This window comes from Roseicitreum antarcticum (assembly GCF_014681765.1).
GTDB lineage: Bacteria > Pseudomonadota > Alphaproteobacteria > Rhodobacterales > Rhodobacteraceae > Roseicitreum > Roseicitreum antarcticum.
In genome coordinates this window covers 3,225,589-3,241,277 of the sequence record NZ_CP061498.1, presented here as the reverse complement: position 1 = coordinate 3,241,277, position 15,689 = coordinate 3,225,589, and the positions used below count along the sequence as shown (strand labels likewise).

16 protein-coding genes and 1 other RNA gene are annotated in these 15,689 nt (G+C 63.4%); 15 read left to right on the top strand and 2 right to left on the bottom strand.

All coding sequences use genetic code 11. The features are described from left to right. Window positions 1-8: 8 nt before the first annotated feature. From gatA to rpmG, 5 genes are all read left to right on the top strand, one after another. Window positions 9-1,508, top strand: a complete 1,500-nt coding sequence (gatA, locus tag H9529_RS15425) for an Asp-tRNA(Asn)/Glu-tRNA(Gln) amidotransferase subunit GatA (protein ID WP_092886672.1) — start codon at window positions 9-11, stop codon at window positions 1,506-1,508. A gap of 32 nt (window positions 1,509-1,540) precedes the next feature. Then, window positions 1,541-2,380 carry a hypothetical protein gene (locus tag H9529_RS15420; RefSeq protein WP_092886670.1) on the top strand — a complete coding sequence of 280 codons (840 nt, stop codon included), beginning with the start codon at window positions 1,541-1,543 and terminating at the stop codon, window positions 2,378-2,380. 84 nt (window positions 2,381-2,464) lie between these two features. Next, window positions 2,465-3,145 carry an N-acetylmuramoyl-L-alanine amidase gene (locus tag H9529_RS15415; protein WP_092886668.1) on the top strand — a complete coding sequence of 227 codons (681 nt, stop codon included), beginning with the start codon at window positions 2,465-2,467 and terminating at the stop codon, window positions 3,143-3,145. Between the two features lie 69 nt (window positions 3,146-3,214). Then, window positions 3,215-3,617, top strand: an RNA gene (gene rnpB / locus H9529_RS15410) — RNase P RNA component class A. A 254-nt stretch (window positions 3,618-3,871) separates the two neighbouring features. Next, complete coding sequence (rpmG, locus tag H9529_RS15405; protein WP_092886666.1) at window positions 3,872-4,039, top strand: 50S ribosomal protein L33; 168 nt, start codon at window positions 3,872-3,874, stop codon at window positions 4,037-4,039. Window positions 4,040-4,141: 102 nt separating this feature from the next. Here rpmG and H9529_RS15400 read toward each other — a convergent pair whose 3' ends face one another. Together H9529_RS15400 and H9529_RS15395 are read right to left on the bottom strand one after the other, a co-directional pair. After that, window positions 4,142-4,855, bottom strand: a complete 714-nt coding sequence (locus H9529_RS15400) for a GntR family transcriptional regulator (RefSeq protein WP_176846947.1) — start codon at window positions 4,853-4,855, stop codon at window positions 4,142-4,144. After that, the gene (locus H9529_RS15395; protein WP_092886662.1) at window positions 4,852-6,240 is read right to left on the bottom strand and encodes a formimidoylglutamate deiminase; all 1,389 of its coding nucleotides are present in this window, start codon (window positions 6,238-6,240) and stop codon (window positions 4,852-4,854) included. The genes H9529_RS15400 and H9529_RS15395 overlap by 4 nt, the downstream gene beginning before the upstream one ends. A gap of 64 nt (window positions 6,241-6,304) precedes the next feature. On the opposite strand from H9529_RS15395, the gene hutG reads away from it, so the two are divergent. From hutG to H9529_RS15345, 10 genes are all read left to right on the top strand, one after another. Further along, window positions 6,305-7,126: an N-formylglutamate deformylase gene (gene hutG / locus H9529_RS15390; protein ID WP_223814205.1), complete on the top strand. Its 822-nt coding sequence runs from the start codon at window positions 6,305-6,307 to the stop codon at window positions 7,124-7,126. 36 nt (window positions 7,127-7,162) lie between these two features. Then, window positions 7,163-8,134 (top strand): TAXI family TRAP transporter solute-binding subunit, encoded by a 972-nt coding sequence (locus H9529_RS15385; RefSeq protein WP_092886657.1) that lies wholly within the window; start codon window positions 7,163-7,165, stop codon window positions 8,132-8,134. Beyond that, window positions 8,131-8,619 carry a DUF1850 domain-containing protein gene (locus H9529_RS15380; protein WP_092886655.1) on the top strand — a complete coding sequence of 163 codons (489 nt, stop codon included), beginning with the start codon at window positions 8,131-8,133 and terminating at the stop codon, window positions 8,617-8,619. The genes H9529_RS15385 and H9529_RS15380 overlap by 4 nt, the downstream gene beginning before the upstream one ends. Next, window positions 8,616-10,838 carry a TRAP transporter permease gene (locus H9529_RS15375; RefSeq protein WP_092886653.1) on the top strand — a complete coding sequence of 741 codons (2,223 nt, stop codon included), beginning with the start codon at window positions 8,616-8,618 and terminating at the stop codon, window positions 10,836-10,838. Before H9529_RS15380 ends, H9529_RS15375 begins: the two co-directional genes overlap by 4 nt. A gap of 323 nt (window positions 10,839-11,161) precedes the next feature. Continuing rightward, a complete protein-coding gene (locus H9529_RS15370) occupies window positions 11,162-12,205 on the top strand; it encodes a PRC-barrel domain-containing protein (protein ID WP_092886651.1) in 1,044 nt (347 codons plus the stop codon). Between the two features lie 306 nt (window positions 12,206-12,511). Then, window positions 12,512-14,044, top strand: a complete 1,533-nt coding sequence (locus H9529_RS15365) for an acyl-CoA carboxylase subunit beta (protein ID WP_092886649.1) — start codon at window positions 12,512-12,514, stop codon at window positions 14,042-14,044. A 10-nt stretch (window positions 14,045-14,054) separates the two neighbouring features. After that, window positions 14,055-14,456 carry a DUF6497 family protein gene (locus H9529_RS15360; protein WP_092886647.1) on the top strand — a complete coding sequence of 134 codons (402 nt, stop codon included), beginning with the start codon at window positions 14,055-14,057 and terminating at the stop codon, window positions 14,454-14,456. 214 nt (window positions 14,457-14,670) lie between these two features. Beyond that, entirely contained in the window at window positions 14,671-14,814 is a 144-nt protein-coding gene (locus H9529_RS15355; RefSeq protein WP_176846945.1) for a hypothetical protein, read from the top strand. Window positions 14,815-14,886: 72 nt separating this feature from the next. After that, window positions 14,887-15,273 carry a hypothetical protein gene (locus tag H9529_RS15350; RefSeq protein WP_092886645.1) on the top strand — a complete coding sequence of 129 codons (387 nt, stop codon included), beginning with the start codon at window positions 14,887-14,889 and terminating at the stop codon, window positions 15,271-15,273. Window positions 15,274-15,403: 130 nt separating this feature from the next. Continuing rightward, window positions 15,404-15,619 (top strand): hypothetical protein, encoded by a 216-nt coding sequence (locus H9529_RS15345; RefSeq protein WP_092886643.1) that lies wholly within the window; start codon window positions 15,404-15,406, stop codon window positions 15,617-15,619. The last annotated feature ends 70 nt before the right edge of the window (window positions 15,620-15,689 follow it).

Here is a 15,689-nt window from a genome sequence, read left to right as displayed (position 1 = left end):
CCGAACCCATGTCCAGTGCATTTACTTCCAACTCCTTGAACAAGCTGACAATTTCCGACGCCCGCGACGCCCTGCGCCGTGGCGACGTGACCGCCGTGGACCTGACAAACGCCTGTCTGGGCGCCATAGACGCCGCCGATGCGCTGGGGGCGTTCGTGCACAAAACGCCCGACATCGCGCTGGAACGGGCGCAGGCCGCCGATGCCCGAATCAAGGCAGGCGACGCCCCAGCGATGTGCGGAATCCCCATCGGAATCAAGGACTTGTTCTGCACCGAGGGCGTGCCCAGCCAGGCCGCCAGCCGCATCTTGCAAGGCTTCTTGCCACAATACGAATCCACCGTAAGCGCCCAGTTGCGCGACGCGGGCGCGGTGATGCTGGGCAAGCTGAACATGGACGAATTCGCCATGGGTTCCAGCAATGAGACAAGCACCTACGGCAATGCCGTAAACCCTTGGAAAACCGACGAAAGATCGCTGACCCCGGGCGGCTCCTCGGGCGGGTCGGCCGCAGCCGTTGCGGCGGATCTGTGCCTTGGCGCCACGGGGACCGACACCGGCGGCTCTATCCGCCAACCCGCTGCTTTTACAGGGATTGTTGGCATCAAACCGACCTATGGCCGCTGTTCCCGCTGGGGCGTCGTGGCCTTTGCATCCAGCCTCGATCAGGCTGGCCCGATGACCCGCACAGTCCGCGACGCTGCCATCATGCTGGGCGCCATGTCAGGCCACGACGCGCGCGATTCCACCTCCGCCAACCTGCCCGTACCGGATTTCGAGGCCGCGCTGAGCGGTGACATCCGGGGCAAGAAGATCGGCATCCCGCGCGAATACCGCATGGACGGCATGTCCAACGAGATCGACAAGCTGTGGCAAGACGGTACCGCCATGCTGCGCGACGCAGGGGCAGAGATTGTGGATATCTCCCTGCCCCACACAAAATACGCCCTTCCCGCGTATTATGTCATCGCACCCGCCGAGGCATCATCCAACCTCGCGCGCTATGACGGCGTGCGTTACGGCCACCGCGCCACCCTGTCGGCGGGCGACGGCATCACCGAGATGTACGAGAAAACCCGCGCCGAAGGCTTCGGCGCAGAAGTGCAGCGCCGCATCATGATCGGCACCTATGTGCTGTCCGCAGGCTTCTACGACGCCTATTACAACCGTGCCCGCCGCGTGCGCACGCTGATCAAGCGCGACTTTGAACAGGCGTTTGAGGCCGGTGTCGACGCGATCCTGACGCCCACCACCCCCTCTGCGGCCTTCGGTCTGGGCGAAATGGCCAACGCCGACCCTGTAGAGATGTACCTCAACGACGTGTTCACCGTGACGGTTAACCTGGCCGGGCTGCCCGGGATCTCGGTGCCCACGGGGCTGGACAAGTCCGGCCTCCCGCTGGGCCTGCAACTGATCGGGCGGCCCTGGGCCGAGGCAGATCTGCTCAATACCGCATATGTGCTCGAACGTGCGGCAGGCTTTGTTTCCAAACCGACGCAATGGTGGTAATCTCTGCCAAAAGAAACGAGCAGAGGCACCCAATGCGATTTCCCCTTTTGGCAGCTTTGCCATTGATAACTCTGGCGTTTCTGGCTGGATGCGCGCAACCGAACATCCCCGATTCCGGCGCTGTCGCGGGCGGCGGCGTGGGATTTGGCGATTACAACGCCTACCTGCGCCAGCGTGAGGCGATGCAAAGCCAGCAAGCTGCGACGAATACGCAGCCTTCGCAGCCCTATTCGATCCCGCCCGAAACGCCCGTGGGCGTGGCGGCCGTTGCCGCTGTCCGTCCGGGCGCCGCGTTCCAGCAGACGCAGGCTGCGCTATCGCGACCCAATACGACACAGCAGCCCGTGGCACAGCCATCGGCCCCGATCCAGCTGACCACGCCGCCCCGCCCCGCTTCGGCGCCACCACAGCCCGAGACCTTCCTGACCGGCCCGGTCGCGACGGAACCTGCGGTGCGCCAACGCGGCGTATCGGATGAACAGGATTTCGACGCGGTCGCCGCACGCGAGACGATTGAAAGCGATGCAGCGCGGCTCGCCCAGCAACGCGCGCAGTATCAGGAAATCCGCGTCGACAGCGTGCCCGGCAACGGTGAAAGTGGCGGACCGAACGTCATGGCCTATGCCCTTGGCACCCAACACCGCGTCGGCGAGGAACGCTACCGCCGCCTGCATCCCCTGCGCTGGCGCCGCTGGGAATCGGCCTGCGCCGCGTACCGCACCCAAGACCTTGCACAAGAGGCCTTCCTGAGCGGCGGCGGGCCAGACCGCGACCCCGACCATCTGGACCCTGACGGCGACGGCTTCGCCTGCTGGTGGGACCCGCAACCGTTCCGCGAAGCCGCACGCGCAGCCGCTGCTAACGCGCAATAGGGCCAGGGACACCCGCGTGGTTTTTCCACCAAGAACCTGTGCAAAATCAAGGGTGCGCCGCGCGCTGACCCGGCGCGGCGCGGCATGACGCCGGTCTGGCACCCCTCACCCAATTTTGGTGCGCGGCGTGATGGGTTGCAGCCGTCGATGGTCGTGATCCATTTTACCGGCATGGCCAATTGTGCAGCCGCGCTAGAGCGGCTGTGCGATCCGGCGGCGCAAGTCTCCAGCCATTACCTGATTGCCGAGGACGGGATGCTCTGGGCGCTTGTGGCTGAGGATCAGCGCGCCTGGCATGCGGGCGCGGGGGAATGGCGCGGCATGGGGGACGTCAATTCGCGCTCCATCGGGATCGAGCTGGCGAATACCGGGCACCACCCCTTTCCCGAGCCGCAGATGCGCTGCCTGACAGCGCTGTTGGCGCAGGTGCACGGACGCTGGGACATTGAGCTGCGCGATGTGATCGGCCACAGCGACATGGCCGCCGACCGCAAGGAAGACCCGGGCCCGCGCTTTGACTGGGCGCGGCTGGGCCGCATGGGGCTGGCGTTGGCGGTGCCGCTCGCGACGGTCGACGCCCCGCTTCCGCGCTCCGGTTTACCGCAGCTCGAAGACAGTCTGACCCGCATCGGCTATCCTGACGCGCCGCCTGACCGGCGATTGATGGCCTTCCGCCACAGGTTTTCTCCGCAAGCGCGGGGGCCGGAAACCGGGGCCGACCGGGCACTGGCCGCGCGGATTGCGGCGCTGACCCAGCCGCTTTGATGTGGCCGCTTGGACCCGCCCGTTTTGACATTGACCCGCCCCGCGCTGCACTTTACGGCATGCCCTCACGCGGATGGCTGGATGACCGCGTGCCCGCACGGGTCCGCAAGGATACCATCGGGCGCGAGGAAAGTCCGGACTCCATGAAGGAAGGGTGCCGGGTAACGCCCGGCCGGGGCAACCCGAGGGAAAGCGCCACAGAGAACAGACGGCCCCACAGGCCGGGCAACCGGTCCGGGGTCACGGTGAAACGGTGGGGTAAAAGCCCACCGCGTGCCTGGTAACAGGGACGGCATGGCAAGCCCCACCCGGAGCAATGCCGAATAGGGACCCCAGGCGGTACACCGCAGGGAACTTCAGCCCCGGGGTCCGGGTTGGCAGCTAGATCCTGTTGGCAACGACAGGGGCAGATGAATGGTCATCGCCGGGGGCAACTCCGGTACAGAATCCGGCTTACAGGCCATCCGCGTATTTGAATTTCAGGGGCTGGCCGGCCCGATGGCCGGCTGCTGCGTCAGCGCCGGGCGAATCGGCCGGGCGGCTACGCATCCGTACGGCGCGCGGCAGGCCGGATACGCGGAGGCTGCGCGCCGTTGTTTCACGCATCCCCGCGCGGTAATTGCACGCGCCTGGCGGGTTTCGCGGTTGACACGGCGGGCGCAGCAGCTAAAAGGCGCAGAAGGATTTAAGGGGCGACCGCCGTTGCCCTGTTCAGGAGTACTGACTATGGCGAAACCGACGACGATCAAAATCCGTCTGAACTCGACGGCGGGCACCGGCCACTTCTATGTGACCAAGAAGAACGCCCGGACCATGACCGAAAAAATGTCGATCAAGAAATTTGATCCGGTTGTGCGTCAACATGTCGAATACAAAGAAGGCAAGATCAAGTAAGCGACCATCGCTTGCTGGACTGCTGGAACGCCGCGCCCACAATGGGCTGCGGCGTTTTTCTTTTCAGGCGTAGGGAATCGGCCAAGGACTGCGACTGCGCCTTCAGATCGAAGTCTTCAGACTGTATCCCGCCACGTGATAGAGATGCAGGATGCCGATCAGCTGCGATTGCTTCCAGCTGATCCGGGTGATCCGCAGCGTCGGCGCACCTGCAGACATTGCCAGCGCCCGCGCGACGGTCTCGGGGGCGGGTACCGCGGCAATGTCGATGGTCGCACGGGTCAGCGGGGCGTTTTGCAACAGCCACTCATCCACGGGCGTCTCGGTGAAATCGGCTGCCTGCAGCTTGCGCACCGCGCCAGGGTTAAGCCAGCGCTGTTCCAGTTGATGCGGCAGACCATCCGCCAGATGCAGCGCCGACAGGAAGATCATCGGGCCATCAGGCGCGCCATCGGGGCCGTCGGTAGTGTCGGTGATGTCGGCGGGCGGCCGCACAAGCCCGGTATCCAGCAGCCGATAGCCCGGGGCATGGCCGGATTTGCGGATCGCATCGGCGATGATCGGCACTTCCAGCGGGGCCTTGCGCACCGGATTGGGGGATACTGTGGTCCCCCCCTTGCGCCGCCGCTCCAAGAAGCCGGCTGTGGCCAGATCGCGCAGTGCGCGCCCCACGGTCGAGCGGGTGCAGTGATACTGCGCGGCAAGCTCTACCTCGCGCGGGACAAGGTCGCCCGGCTTCCACACCCCCGACTGGATGCGCGCCAGCAGGTCGCGGCGTATGGCCTTCCAGTCAGCTTTGCCCGGCTCTGGCGTCAAATGACATCCCTCAGTCTGCGCATGGCGGCCCTGTAGCCCGCGATGATTTCGGCGCGCCGGACATGGGCGCCTCCGCGCACCACATGCCGACCTGCGGACCATACGTCGCTGATCGCCCCCCTGTCCCCGGAAAAGATCAGCGTGTCCAGCGTCAGGTCGCCCCAGCGCACGTCGAGGTCGGGCGAACTATGGTCGATGCCCACCAGATCGGCAAGCAGCCCGGGCCGGATCTCCCCTGACGCCCGCCCTGCCGCCTGCGCGCCGCCGATGGCCGCTCCTTGCCACAAGACATGGCCGGTGGATTGTCCTGGACGGGCCAGCACGGCGCGCGACTGATCGCGCAGGCGTTGCGAATATTCCAGCCCGCGCAATTCCTCGATCAAAGAGATGCGGATGTTCGAATCGCTGCCCACCCCGAAGCGCCCGCCCCGCCCCATGAAACGCGCGCCATCGAAGATGCCGTCGCCCAGGCTGGCTTCGGTAATCGGGCATAGCCCGGCCACGGCGTTGGTGCGGGCCAGCGCCACGGTCTCGGCGGGCGTCATCTGGGTGCAGTGGATCAGGCACCAGCGGTCGCTGACCGGCGCATTCGCCAGCAGCCATTCGGTCGGCCGGGCACCGTAGGCGGCCTGTACCTCATCCACCTCTTCCGTCTGCTCGGCCAGGTGCATGTGGATCACGCCGTTGCCTGCAAGGTCTTGGCAGAACGCCAGATCATCGGGCTGCACCGCACGCAACGAATGCGGCGCGATGCCGGTCGTGCAATCGGCAGCTAGCGTCGCGACAGAGGCGGCAGCGCCGCTGACCAACCGCGCAAAGCTGTCACGGTCGTTCCCAAAGCGAATCTGCCCGGGCCCCAGGGCGCGCATGTTACAACCGCCATAGCGGTAGAGCACCGGCAACAGCGTCAGGCCGATGCCGGTTTCTGCGGCGGCGGCGCAAACGGTATGGGCCATTTCCGCGATGTCATCATAAGGGTGGCCGCCCGGCCGGTGGTGCAGGTAGTGAAATTCGACCGAGGCGCCGAACCCAGCCTCCAGCATCTCCATCTGCACCAGCGCGGTGATGGCGCGGACGTCTTCGGGCGTCAGGTGGTCAAGGAAGCGGTACATCAACTGCCGCCACGTCCAGAAACTGTCGCGCGGATCGGGGCCGCGCCGTTCTGTCAGCCCTGCCATGGCGCGCTGAAACGCATGAGAATGCAGGTTAACCGGGGCGGGTAGCAGGGTCGACACCATCTGCCCCTGCGCGGAACTCTCCACGGGGCTATGGGGCGTGACCGAGGCGATGTTTCCCCCCTCGACCACCACCAGCACATCATTTGCCCAACCATCGGGCAGCAGCGCCTGTTTCGCCCAGAGCCGCTGTTCGTTCTTCTTCTGCATATTGACACACCTATTATGCTTCAGCATATTAATGGCACTCCTTCCCGAAAAAGGAAATACCGAAGTGACCCGCCCAGACGCAAAGACATCGCCAGTTGAAGTGACGCAGGGCACCTGCCCGCTTGTGATAGCCATGCCGCATACCGGGACCTTCGTCCCTGATGAGGTGCGCGCCAACCTCAACGAGATCGGCCGCGGGTTGAGCGATACTGACTGGCACATTGACCGGCTCTATGCCGGGCTGATCCCCGGTGCGAGCTGTGTGCGCGCGACCTTCCACCGCTATGTGATTGATGCCAACCGCGACCCGTCGGGGCACAGCCTGTACCCTGGGCAGAACACGACAGGGCTGATCCCCACGACCGATTTCGACGGCAACGCGATTTGGGCGACGCTGCCCGACGCGGCGCAGACCGCCGCGCGGCTAAAGGCGTATCACGCACCCTATCACCGCGCGCTGGCGGCAGAGCTGGCACGCGTGAAGGCGCTGCATGGATTTGTCATCCTTTATGATTGCCATTCGATCCGGTCGCGCATCCCATTCCTGTTCGACGGGCTGCTGCCCGACATGAACATCGGCACCAACCGCGGCACGACCTGTGCCCCCGCGCTGCAAACGCTGACCCAGCGCCATTGCGCGGCAGCCGCGGGGCTGACCAGCGTGCTGAACGGACGTTTTCTGGGCGGCTGGACCACGCGGCACTATGGCCGCCCGGACGAGAGCATGCACGCCATCCAGATGGAACTGACGCAATCCGCCTACATGGCGGAACGCGCACCCTGGACCTGGGACGCCGAAAAGGCAGCCCGGGTGCAGGCAGTGCTGGGGCCCCTGCTGCACGATATCGCGGCGCTTGATCTGTCACCGGCAGATACCGCACGATAAACCACAACCAACCCACGACCCAACAAGGAGAGACCTGTGAAACACCTCACCAAATCGCTTTGCGCGCTGACGCTGTCAGCGGTAGCCCTTGCGGCACCTGCAACGGCGCAGGAACGCGTCTTTGTCGGCATCGCCACCGGCGGCACCGGCGGCACCTATTACCCGCTGGGCGGGATGCTGGCGCAGCTGATCTCGAACACGGCAGAGCTGGAAGGCTTCCGCGTTTCGGCTACCGCTGAAACCGGCAATGCCTCGGTCGCCAATGCGGGCCTGCTGGGCCGCGCCGAAATCGAGACCGCCTTCATCGCCGCCGACATTCTGGACGCAGCCTACAAGGGCCTGAACCAGTTTGAAGGCAATCCCGCCGAAAACCTGCGTGCCCTGGGCGCGCTCTATCCCGAAACCGTGCAACTGATCGCGCGTTCGGGTGCCGAGATCACCTCGTTCGAGGATCTGGCGGGCAAATCCATCTCATCGGGCTCCCCGGGGTCGGGGCAGTGGCAGCTGCTGGGCGACCTGCTGGCCGCGCATGACATGGTGCGCGAAGACGTGACCGAAGATTACTCGTCCTTCGCACAATCGGCGGACAAGATGAAGGACGGCAACCTCGACGCCTCGCTCATCACCGCGGGCATCCCCACGTCGTCGATCACCGAACTGGCGAACGGGCATGACATCACTGTCGTGCCGCTGACCGGCCCGGCGATTGCCGCGCTGCAAGAAGTTCAGCCATATTATGCCAGCGTGACGCTGCCCGCAGGCACCTATCGCGGCATCGAGGCCGATGTCGAAACGCTGGCCGTGCGCGCGATCTGGGCGACCCATGCGGAACTGGACGACGATCTGGCCTATGCCATGGTCAAGGCGCTGTATGAAAACACCGAAACGCTGGCACAGGTTCATGTGATGGGCAATCAGGTGTCGCTGGAAACCGCACTGGAATCGGTGTCGATCCCGCTGCATCCGGGCGCCGAGCGCTACTACCGCGAAATGGGCCTGATCGAGTGACGGGCCGCGACCGGCGCAAGCGCACGGCTTCGGTTGTACCTGCGCTGGTTGCAATGATTTTTGGCATGGGCGGGCCTTTGCCTGCCCATGCCTGCAAGGTGACGGGCCTCAGCGTTGTGCGGCTGACCGATGATACCGTGCTGGCCCGGGCGCAGGCGCAGGAATTCACGCTGATATGGCGGCATTCCGTGACGCTGACGCCGGTCTACGCCGCGTATGCGATTGACGCCGACGGCACGCTGCGCCAGACCGAAGAACGCTTTGCCGCCCATGGCCCCGGCATGGCCTTTGGCGGTGAGGGCTGGCAGATCCGGGGCGATCAGATGGTGCTGACCCTGAACCGCCCCATCCCGCAGCTTATATTGCGCAGCGACATCCCCCATCAAAACCGCCTGATCGCGGGCGACACCGAAATTGACCTGACCCGATGGCCCGGCGTTCCGCTGGAGATCCGGGCCACCCCTTGCAAGGACCCAGTGCGATGACCAAGCCCGTGAACGACCCGACCCTGACGCCCGAGGAGATGGAGGCGCTGGTCCGCAAGTATGACAATGAGACCAACTTCCGGTCGCTGGGCGGCGTGACCGGGATGGTCGTCACGCTGGCCTGCATCGCGCTGAGCCTGTTTCACATCTATACCTCGGGCTTTGGCCTGCTGAACGAGGTCATGCACCGGTCGGTGCATATGAGCTTCATCATGCCGCTGGTCTTCCTTCTGTTCCCGCGCGCGCGCGTCGAGCGGCCGCTGCGCGCCTGGGGGTTCGGGCTGTTTTTCGCGGCGTTCTATCTGTATCTGGGCGTTCAACTGGCCGAGGCGCTGACCGGCCAGATCCCCGACGCCGCCCGCTGGGGGCTGATCGGGGTGACGGCGGTGCTGGCGCTGACCGCGCTGCCGGTCAACCAATTGGGCGGGCACGGCAACCGGCTGTCGGTGCTGGACTGGCCGCTGGCCATCGCGGGGGGCGCGTCGTCAATCTATCTGATCGTGTTCTTCGACAGCATCTTCGTGCAGAATGTCGGCTTCCCGCAGCCGCTCGACTACATCATGGGGCTGATTGCCATCATCATGGTGCTGGAAGCCGCGCGGCGCACCATGGGGGAAACACTGCCGGTCATCGGCACCATCGCGCTGCTGTATGCGGTATTTGGGCCGTATCTGCCCGGCGATCTGGCGCATCGTGGCTATAACATCATTCGGCTGGTCAACCATCTGTATCTGGGAACAGAGGGCATTTACGGCATCGCCATCGGCGTTGTGGCAACCTTCGTGTTCCACTTCGTGCTTTTTGGCGTGTTGGCGCAGAAATCCGGGCTGGGGCAGTTGTTCATCGACCTCGCCTCGATCGTGGCGGGGCGCTATTCGGGCGGGCCTGCCAAGGTGGCGGTGGTGTCATCTGGCTTCTTTGGCATGATCTCTGGCTCGCCCATTGCCAATACGGTTACGACAGGCGCCTTTACCATTCCGATGATGAAGGCCAAGGGGTTTTCCGGGCGGTTCGCGGCGGCAACCGAGGCATCGGCCAGTTGCGGTGGACAGGTCACCCCACCGATCATGGGGGCTGCGGCCTTCGTGATGACCGAGATGCTGGGCATCCCATATAACGAGCTGATCCTGATCGCCATCATCCCGGCATCCTTCCACTATCTCTCCACGTTGTTCATGGTGCATCTGGAAGCCAAGCGCCTGAACCTTTCGGGGATCGACCGGGACAAACTGCCACAATTCATGGATGTCCTGACGCGGTCCTGGCACCTGTTCATTCCGCTGATCGTGATGGTCACGCTGCTGTTGATGAAATACACGCCCTTCCTGGCGGCATTCTGGGGCATCATGCTGACCATCGGCTGTTCCTATATCCCGCTGGTGCTGCAACAGGTCGGATTGGGCCGCAAGATGGATGCCGGATCGGCGCTGACGCCCTGGCGGCTGAAAGAGGCGCTGGAGAATGGCGCGCAGCAATCCATCTCGATCACTGCGGCCTGCGCATGTGTGGGCTTCATCCTGGGCGTGACCACGCTGACGGGGATGGGGTTCAAATTCTCGGGCGCGGTGATCGAAGGGGCCGCATGGATGGGGGCGATGGTGTCATCGCTGGACCCGCTGGGCTTCCTGACGCTGGACGGCACGACGCTGTTCTTCGCGCTGATCTTTGTGGCAATCGCTTGCATCATCATGGGTGCGGGCATCCCCACGACGCCAACCTATATCATTCTGGCCGCCATCGCGGCGCCTGCCTTGCAAGAACTGGGCGTTCCGCTGCTGGCGACGCACTTCTTCGTCTTCTACTACGGGGTGCTGGCGGACATCACGCCGCCGGTGGCGCTGGCGGCTTATGCGGGCGCAGGGATCGCCAAATCCGATCCGATGCAGACCGGGATGACGGCGTTCCGCCTGTCGATGGGCAAGGCGTTGGTGCCGATGATGTTCATCTATGCGCCGTCGCTTTTGTTCATCGACTTCACGGTCTGGGATTTCTCGCTGGCCATGTCATCGGGCGTCTTGTCAATCGTGGCGCTGTCGGTGGCCTATATCGGCTTTTTCAAGACCAGCATCGAGCGTTGGGAAAAATGGGTCCTGAGCATCGCGGGACTGGTCCTGGTGGCGCACGACGTCGTGGCAATCGCCGTTGGCGCGTCAGTTGTGCTGGCGATCTTGTGGCGCAACGCCCAGAAGGCAAAGGCCGAAGTGCCGCAGGCCAGCTAACGGGCGCGGGCCGCTTGGGCCCGCCCCGCCGAGCCTTCGCCCCCTGGGGGCGCTGGAGCCGCCCCTTCCCGCTGCCCGGCCCACGGTTTTCAGACCGTCATTTTCGGGCAGCGCCTGCCCCCCCGGGGGGCCAGGCATTCATCTGAAAAACAGCCACGTCAAAGCCGACAGCAGGGGCATATCCCCCGCTGCCGGTGATCGGCGTATTGCCGCGCAGCCGGGAAACCGGATCAGAAAGTTCAGTAGTTTCTGGAACGACATCGCATCTGGGCAGTTGTCATACCATAGCCGGTAACACGGCATTCTACTAAAGGAGCTACAAGATGAACAAGTTCATGATGACCACCGCACTCGTCGCAGTCACGTCCTTCGGGACCATGGCACATGCCGACAATCACAACACCGCAGGCGACACTGCCGCGATGAGCGGCAGCCAGACTGTACCAGCCTTCTTGGGTTCGAACTTCATCGGGAAGACCCTCTACACCCTCGACACCGAACAGGCCCGCGAATTGCGCGAAAGCCGCATGGGCGGGGCGCAGGACAGCTGGGACACCACCTCGATGGGCTGGAACAGCGATGAGACCTTCACCGGCGGTCGCGACGCTTGGGAAAACATCGGCGATATCGGCGATGTCGTAATGACCCAAGACGGTGAAATTCGCGGTATCTTGATTGATGTCGGCGGTTTCCTGGGCATGGGTGAGCGGACTGTGCTGGTCGATGCACAGGAACTGTACTTCGTCGCCGATGAAACAAACGCCGAAGATCTGGGTGGCTATTTCGTGGTCTCGGCCCTGAATGAGGCCGATCTGGAAGCGCTACCGGAGTGGGACGCAGAACAGCTGAACACCGGATTCGAAGCCCAAGGCTATGGCAACATGACCGGCGGCACCGACGGTGCGATGGGTGGCGAGACGATGAACGGTACTGATGACGCTACCGCGATGGCGCAATCCACCGAGCCGATGGCCGAAGGCACAGGCGGCATGGCCGAAACCGATGGTATGGCCGCCGGCGATATGGCGGCAACCGATGGAACGATGGCCAGAGAGCCGGGTATCATGCCCGACGGCTATGTCTCGATGGAACCTGAGGCCCGCACGGCCGATCGTCTGCTGGGCGCTGAAGTCTACGCCATGGAAGGCGACGAGGTCGCAAACGTCGAAGACCTGAGCATGAATGAAGGTGGCGAAGTAACGCATGCCATTATTGATGTGGGCGGGTTTCTCGGGCTTGGCACCCGCACCGTTGCCATCGAACTCGAACAACTCGACATCCTGTGGAACGAGCAAGATGGCGACGTGCGCGTTCAACTTCCGATGACCGCAGAGCAACTGGAAAACCTGCCCGAATACGAAGGGTAAGGCCACGCTGCAACGAATGCAGCCAGCAATCTCCCTGTTGGCTGAATGACTTCCCCGCCGGGAGACCGGCGGGGATTTTTTGTATTGTGACCAGTTGCTTCCGTCACACCACCTTACCGGCAGCCAGCCTGCTGGCCCCCAAACTGACCGCGCACCACGAGCGCCGTGCCCTGCCCGGCACCCCATAAGCGGCCACATATGCAAATTAGCAGATTCTACAGCTAATAAATTTGCAAATTTTCCGAAAATTGCTTTTGTCCCCCTCCTCACGACGCTATGTTGCACGCAGATCCAAAGGGGAGCGCCATGAAAGACATCCTGCGAGAGCTTGAGAACCGTCGCGCCGCGGCATGGATGGGCGGCGGCCAGCGCCGGATCGACGCACAGCATGCAAAGGGAAAACTGACCGCGCGCGAACGCCTCGACCTGTTGCTGGACGAAGGCTCGTTCGAGGAGTTCGACACCTTCGTCACCCACCGTTGCACCGACTTCGGAATGGAGAACGACCGCCCGTATGGCGACGGCGTGGTCACCGGCTGGGGCACGATCAACGGCCGCATGGTCTATGTGTTCAGCCAGGATTTCACGGTGTTCGGCGGCTCGCTGTCCGAAACCCATGCGCAGAAAATCTGCAAGATCATGGACATGGCAATCCAGAACGGCGCGCCCGTGATCGGGCTGAACGATTCCGGCGGCGCGCGCATCCAGGAAGGCGTGGCCAGCCTTGCGGGCTATGCCGACGTGTTCCAGCGCAATATCATGGCCTCAGGTGTCGTGCCGCAGATCAGCGTTATCATGGGCCCCTGCGCAGGCGGCGCTGTCTACAGCCCCGCGATGACCGACTTCATTTTCATGGTGAAAGACAGCAGCTACATGTTCGTCACCGGCCCCGATGTCGTGAAGACCGTCACGAATGAGATCGTGAGCGCCGAGGAACTGGGCGGCGCTTCGACCCATACCCGCAAATCCTCGGTCGCGGATGGCGCGTTTGAAAACGATGTGGAAGCCCTGCTGGAAGTGCGGCGGCTGGTGGATTTCCTGCCGCTGAACAACCGTGAAAAGCCACCCGTGCGCCCGTTCTATGACGATCCCGGGCGGCTGGATACCAGTCTCGACACGCTGATCCCAGACAATGCCAACACCCCATATGACATGAAGGAACTGATCCTGAAGCTGTCGGACGAGGCCGATTTCTATGAAATCCAGGAGGATTTCGCAAAGAACATCATCACCGGCTTCATCCGGCTCGAAGGGCAGAGCGTGGGCGTAGTCGCCAACCAGCCAATGGTTCTGGCCGGGTGCCTGGATATCGACAGCTCGCGCAAAGCCGCGCGGTTCGTGCGGTTCTGCGATGCCTTTGAAATCCCGATCCTGACGCTGGTGGATGTGCCGGGCTTCCTGCCAGGCACCGGGCAGGAATATGGCGGCGTCATCAAGCACGGCGCAAAACTGCTGTTCGCCTACGGCGAGGCGACGGTGCCAAAGGTAACCGTCATCACCCGCAAGGCCTATGGCGGCGCCTATGACGTGATGGCCTCCAAACATCTGCGCGGCGATTTCAACTACGCCTGGCCCACCGCCGAGATTGCAGTGATGGGGGCAAGGGGCGCGACGGAGATCCTCTATCGTTCCGAACTGGGCGATGCGGTAAAGATCGCGGCGCGCACCAAAGACTATGAGGACCGCTTCGCCAACCCCTTTGTCGCCGCCGAAAAGGGCTTCATTGACGAGGTCATCATGCCCCGGTCCACCCGCCGTCGCATCTGTCGGGCCTTCGCCAGCCTGCGCACCAAGAAGCTGACCAACCCATGGAAAAAGCACGATAACATTCCGCTGTAGGGGCCGTGAAATGCGTCATCTGGTTTTCTGTCTGGCAGTCAGCCTTGCACCGCTACCGGCGCAGGCGCTGGAGGTCGCGTTGCCCTCAGGCAAGGTCGCCGCGCTGTATGAGACGATCCTGGACCAAGATGCGGGAATCGGCCGCTTCCGTTTCACCATGGACGCGCTGCAAACCGACCCCGAGGCGCTGACAAGCGGGCCCGAACGGGTGCGCGACCTGACGTTTCTGTGCGAAACGACCGCCCTGCCTGCGCTGCGCGCATTGGACCCCGAACGCGGCGCGGAAATGGCAGCGGTTGTCATTTCGGTCGCCGCACGGCAAACGACGTTTGGCGACACCACCCCTGATGTTGCGCAATTCTTCGAGGCCTTCGTGATCGAAGGCGATCACTGTATCTGGGATGAATTCTGATGCTTCCGCAACATGTTGCCCCCCTGCCCCCGGCGACGCACTGCTCTGGTGCGGTACTGCCACATTCCGTGCCGCACACGCGATATCTGTTTCCAATGGTCCGGAAATCGGATATTCTTTCTCACGGTGGCGTGCACGCTGCCTCAGTATCGCAAAAATGCCGGGCGGAGCATGGTGCTGCCGATCCCGCACAACCCGAGAGCAGGAGACACCTATGTCCAAGAAAACCGCCGTCATGGCAGTATTCGCCCTTACAATCCTTGGTGCATGCGCCAAACACAGCGGCCCCTCGACCCCGCCGGTTGAGCCGATCCCGCAGCCGATCTATGTTGAGCCTGTCTCGGGCAAATACCGGTAATCTGACCGCAGGCCGGGGTTACCCCGCCGCAGAATTCACGGCATACGCGCCCCGCATCGACAGGGGGCGCGTATGTTGAAGCACCGTGGCTTTCCCGGGCGACTGCCGGGAACCGACTTTCAGTTCACACTGCGCCGTGCCCACAAAGAAGGCGCGACACAGCTGACCGCGCGCCGCCGGTTCAACGACCGTAGGCCCGCCGACCGCCGCGCTGATGCTGCCTTCCTATATGCATTGATCGATCATTTCGGTGACGAACCGTTCGAGCGAGGGAATCTTGACGCCGGTCGGCTGTCTTGGCTGTTCCAGCGCGAGGTCGTGGCTGCCGAAGACCCCTTTGATCCTGCCAGCTATGACGCGCTGCTGCGCGTTGATCTTCGGGTGGCGCGTGCCAGTTTCCCTGAAATTTTTGCCGACAATGCCGCCGCAACCTATCATCATGGGGACGCGGACGAATGATGCGCCAGCGCCCGTCACTGCTGCGCGGGAACACGCCTATCGCGTGTGTCATGACGCAGAATTGTGATGCGGCCACACGCGCTGCGGGTGTAAGCTCGAGCATAATCGTTAGAAATGAAAGGATTGGACAATGGGTATCAAAGTTCTTCTCGCTGCCGGAATGCTGTTCGGTCTGGCCGCATGCGGCGACACGCTGGGTGAGCAGGCGCTTGTCGGCGGCGCCGCTGGCGCAGGCACCGCGCTGGTCACTAACGGTGATCCGCTTACCGGCGCTGTCATCGGCGGGGCGGGCAATGTCGCGTTCTGCCAGTCGTTCCCCGATCAGTGCCGCGGCATTCGCCGCTGAACGTCACCTTACTGACTTCCGGGCAACCGTAGCGCCACAGGTTACCCCAGACTTTGACACCCCGCCGGTT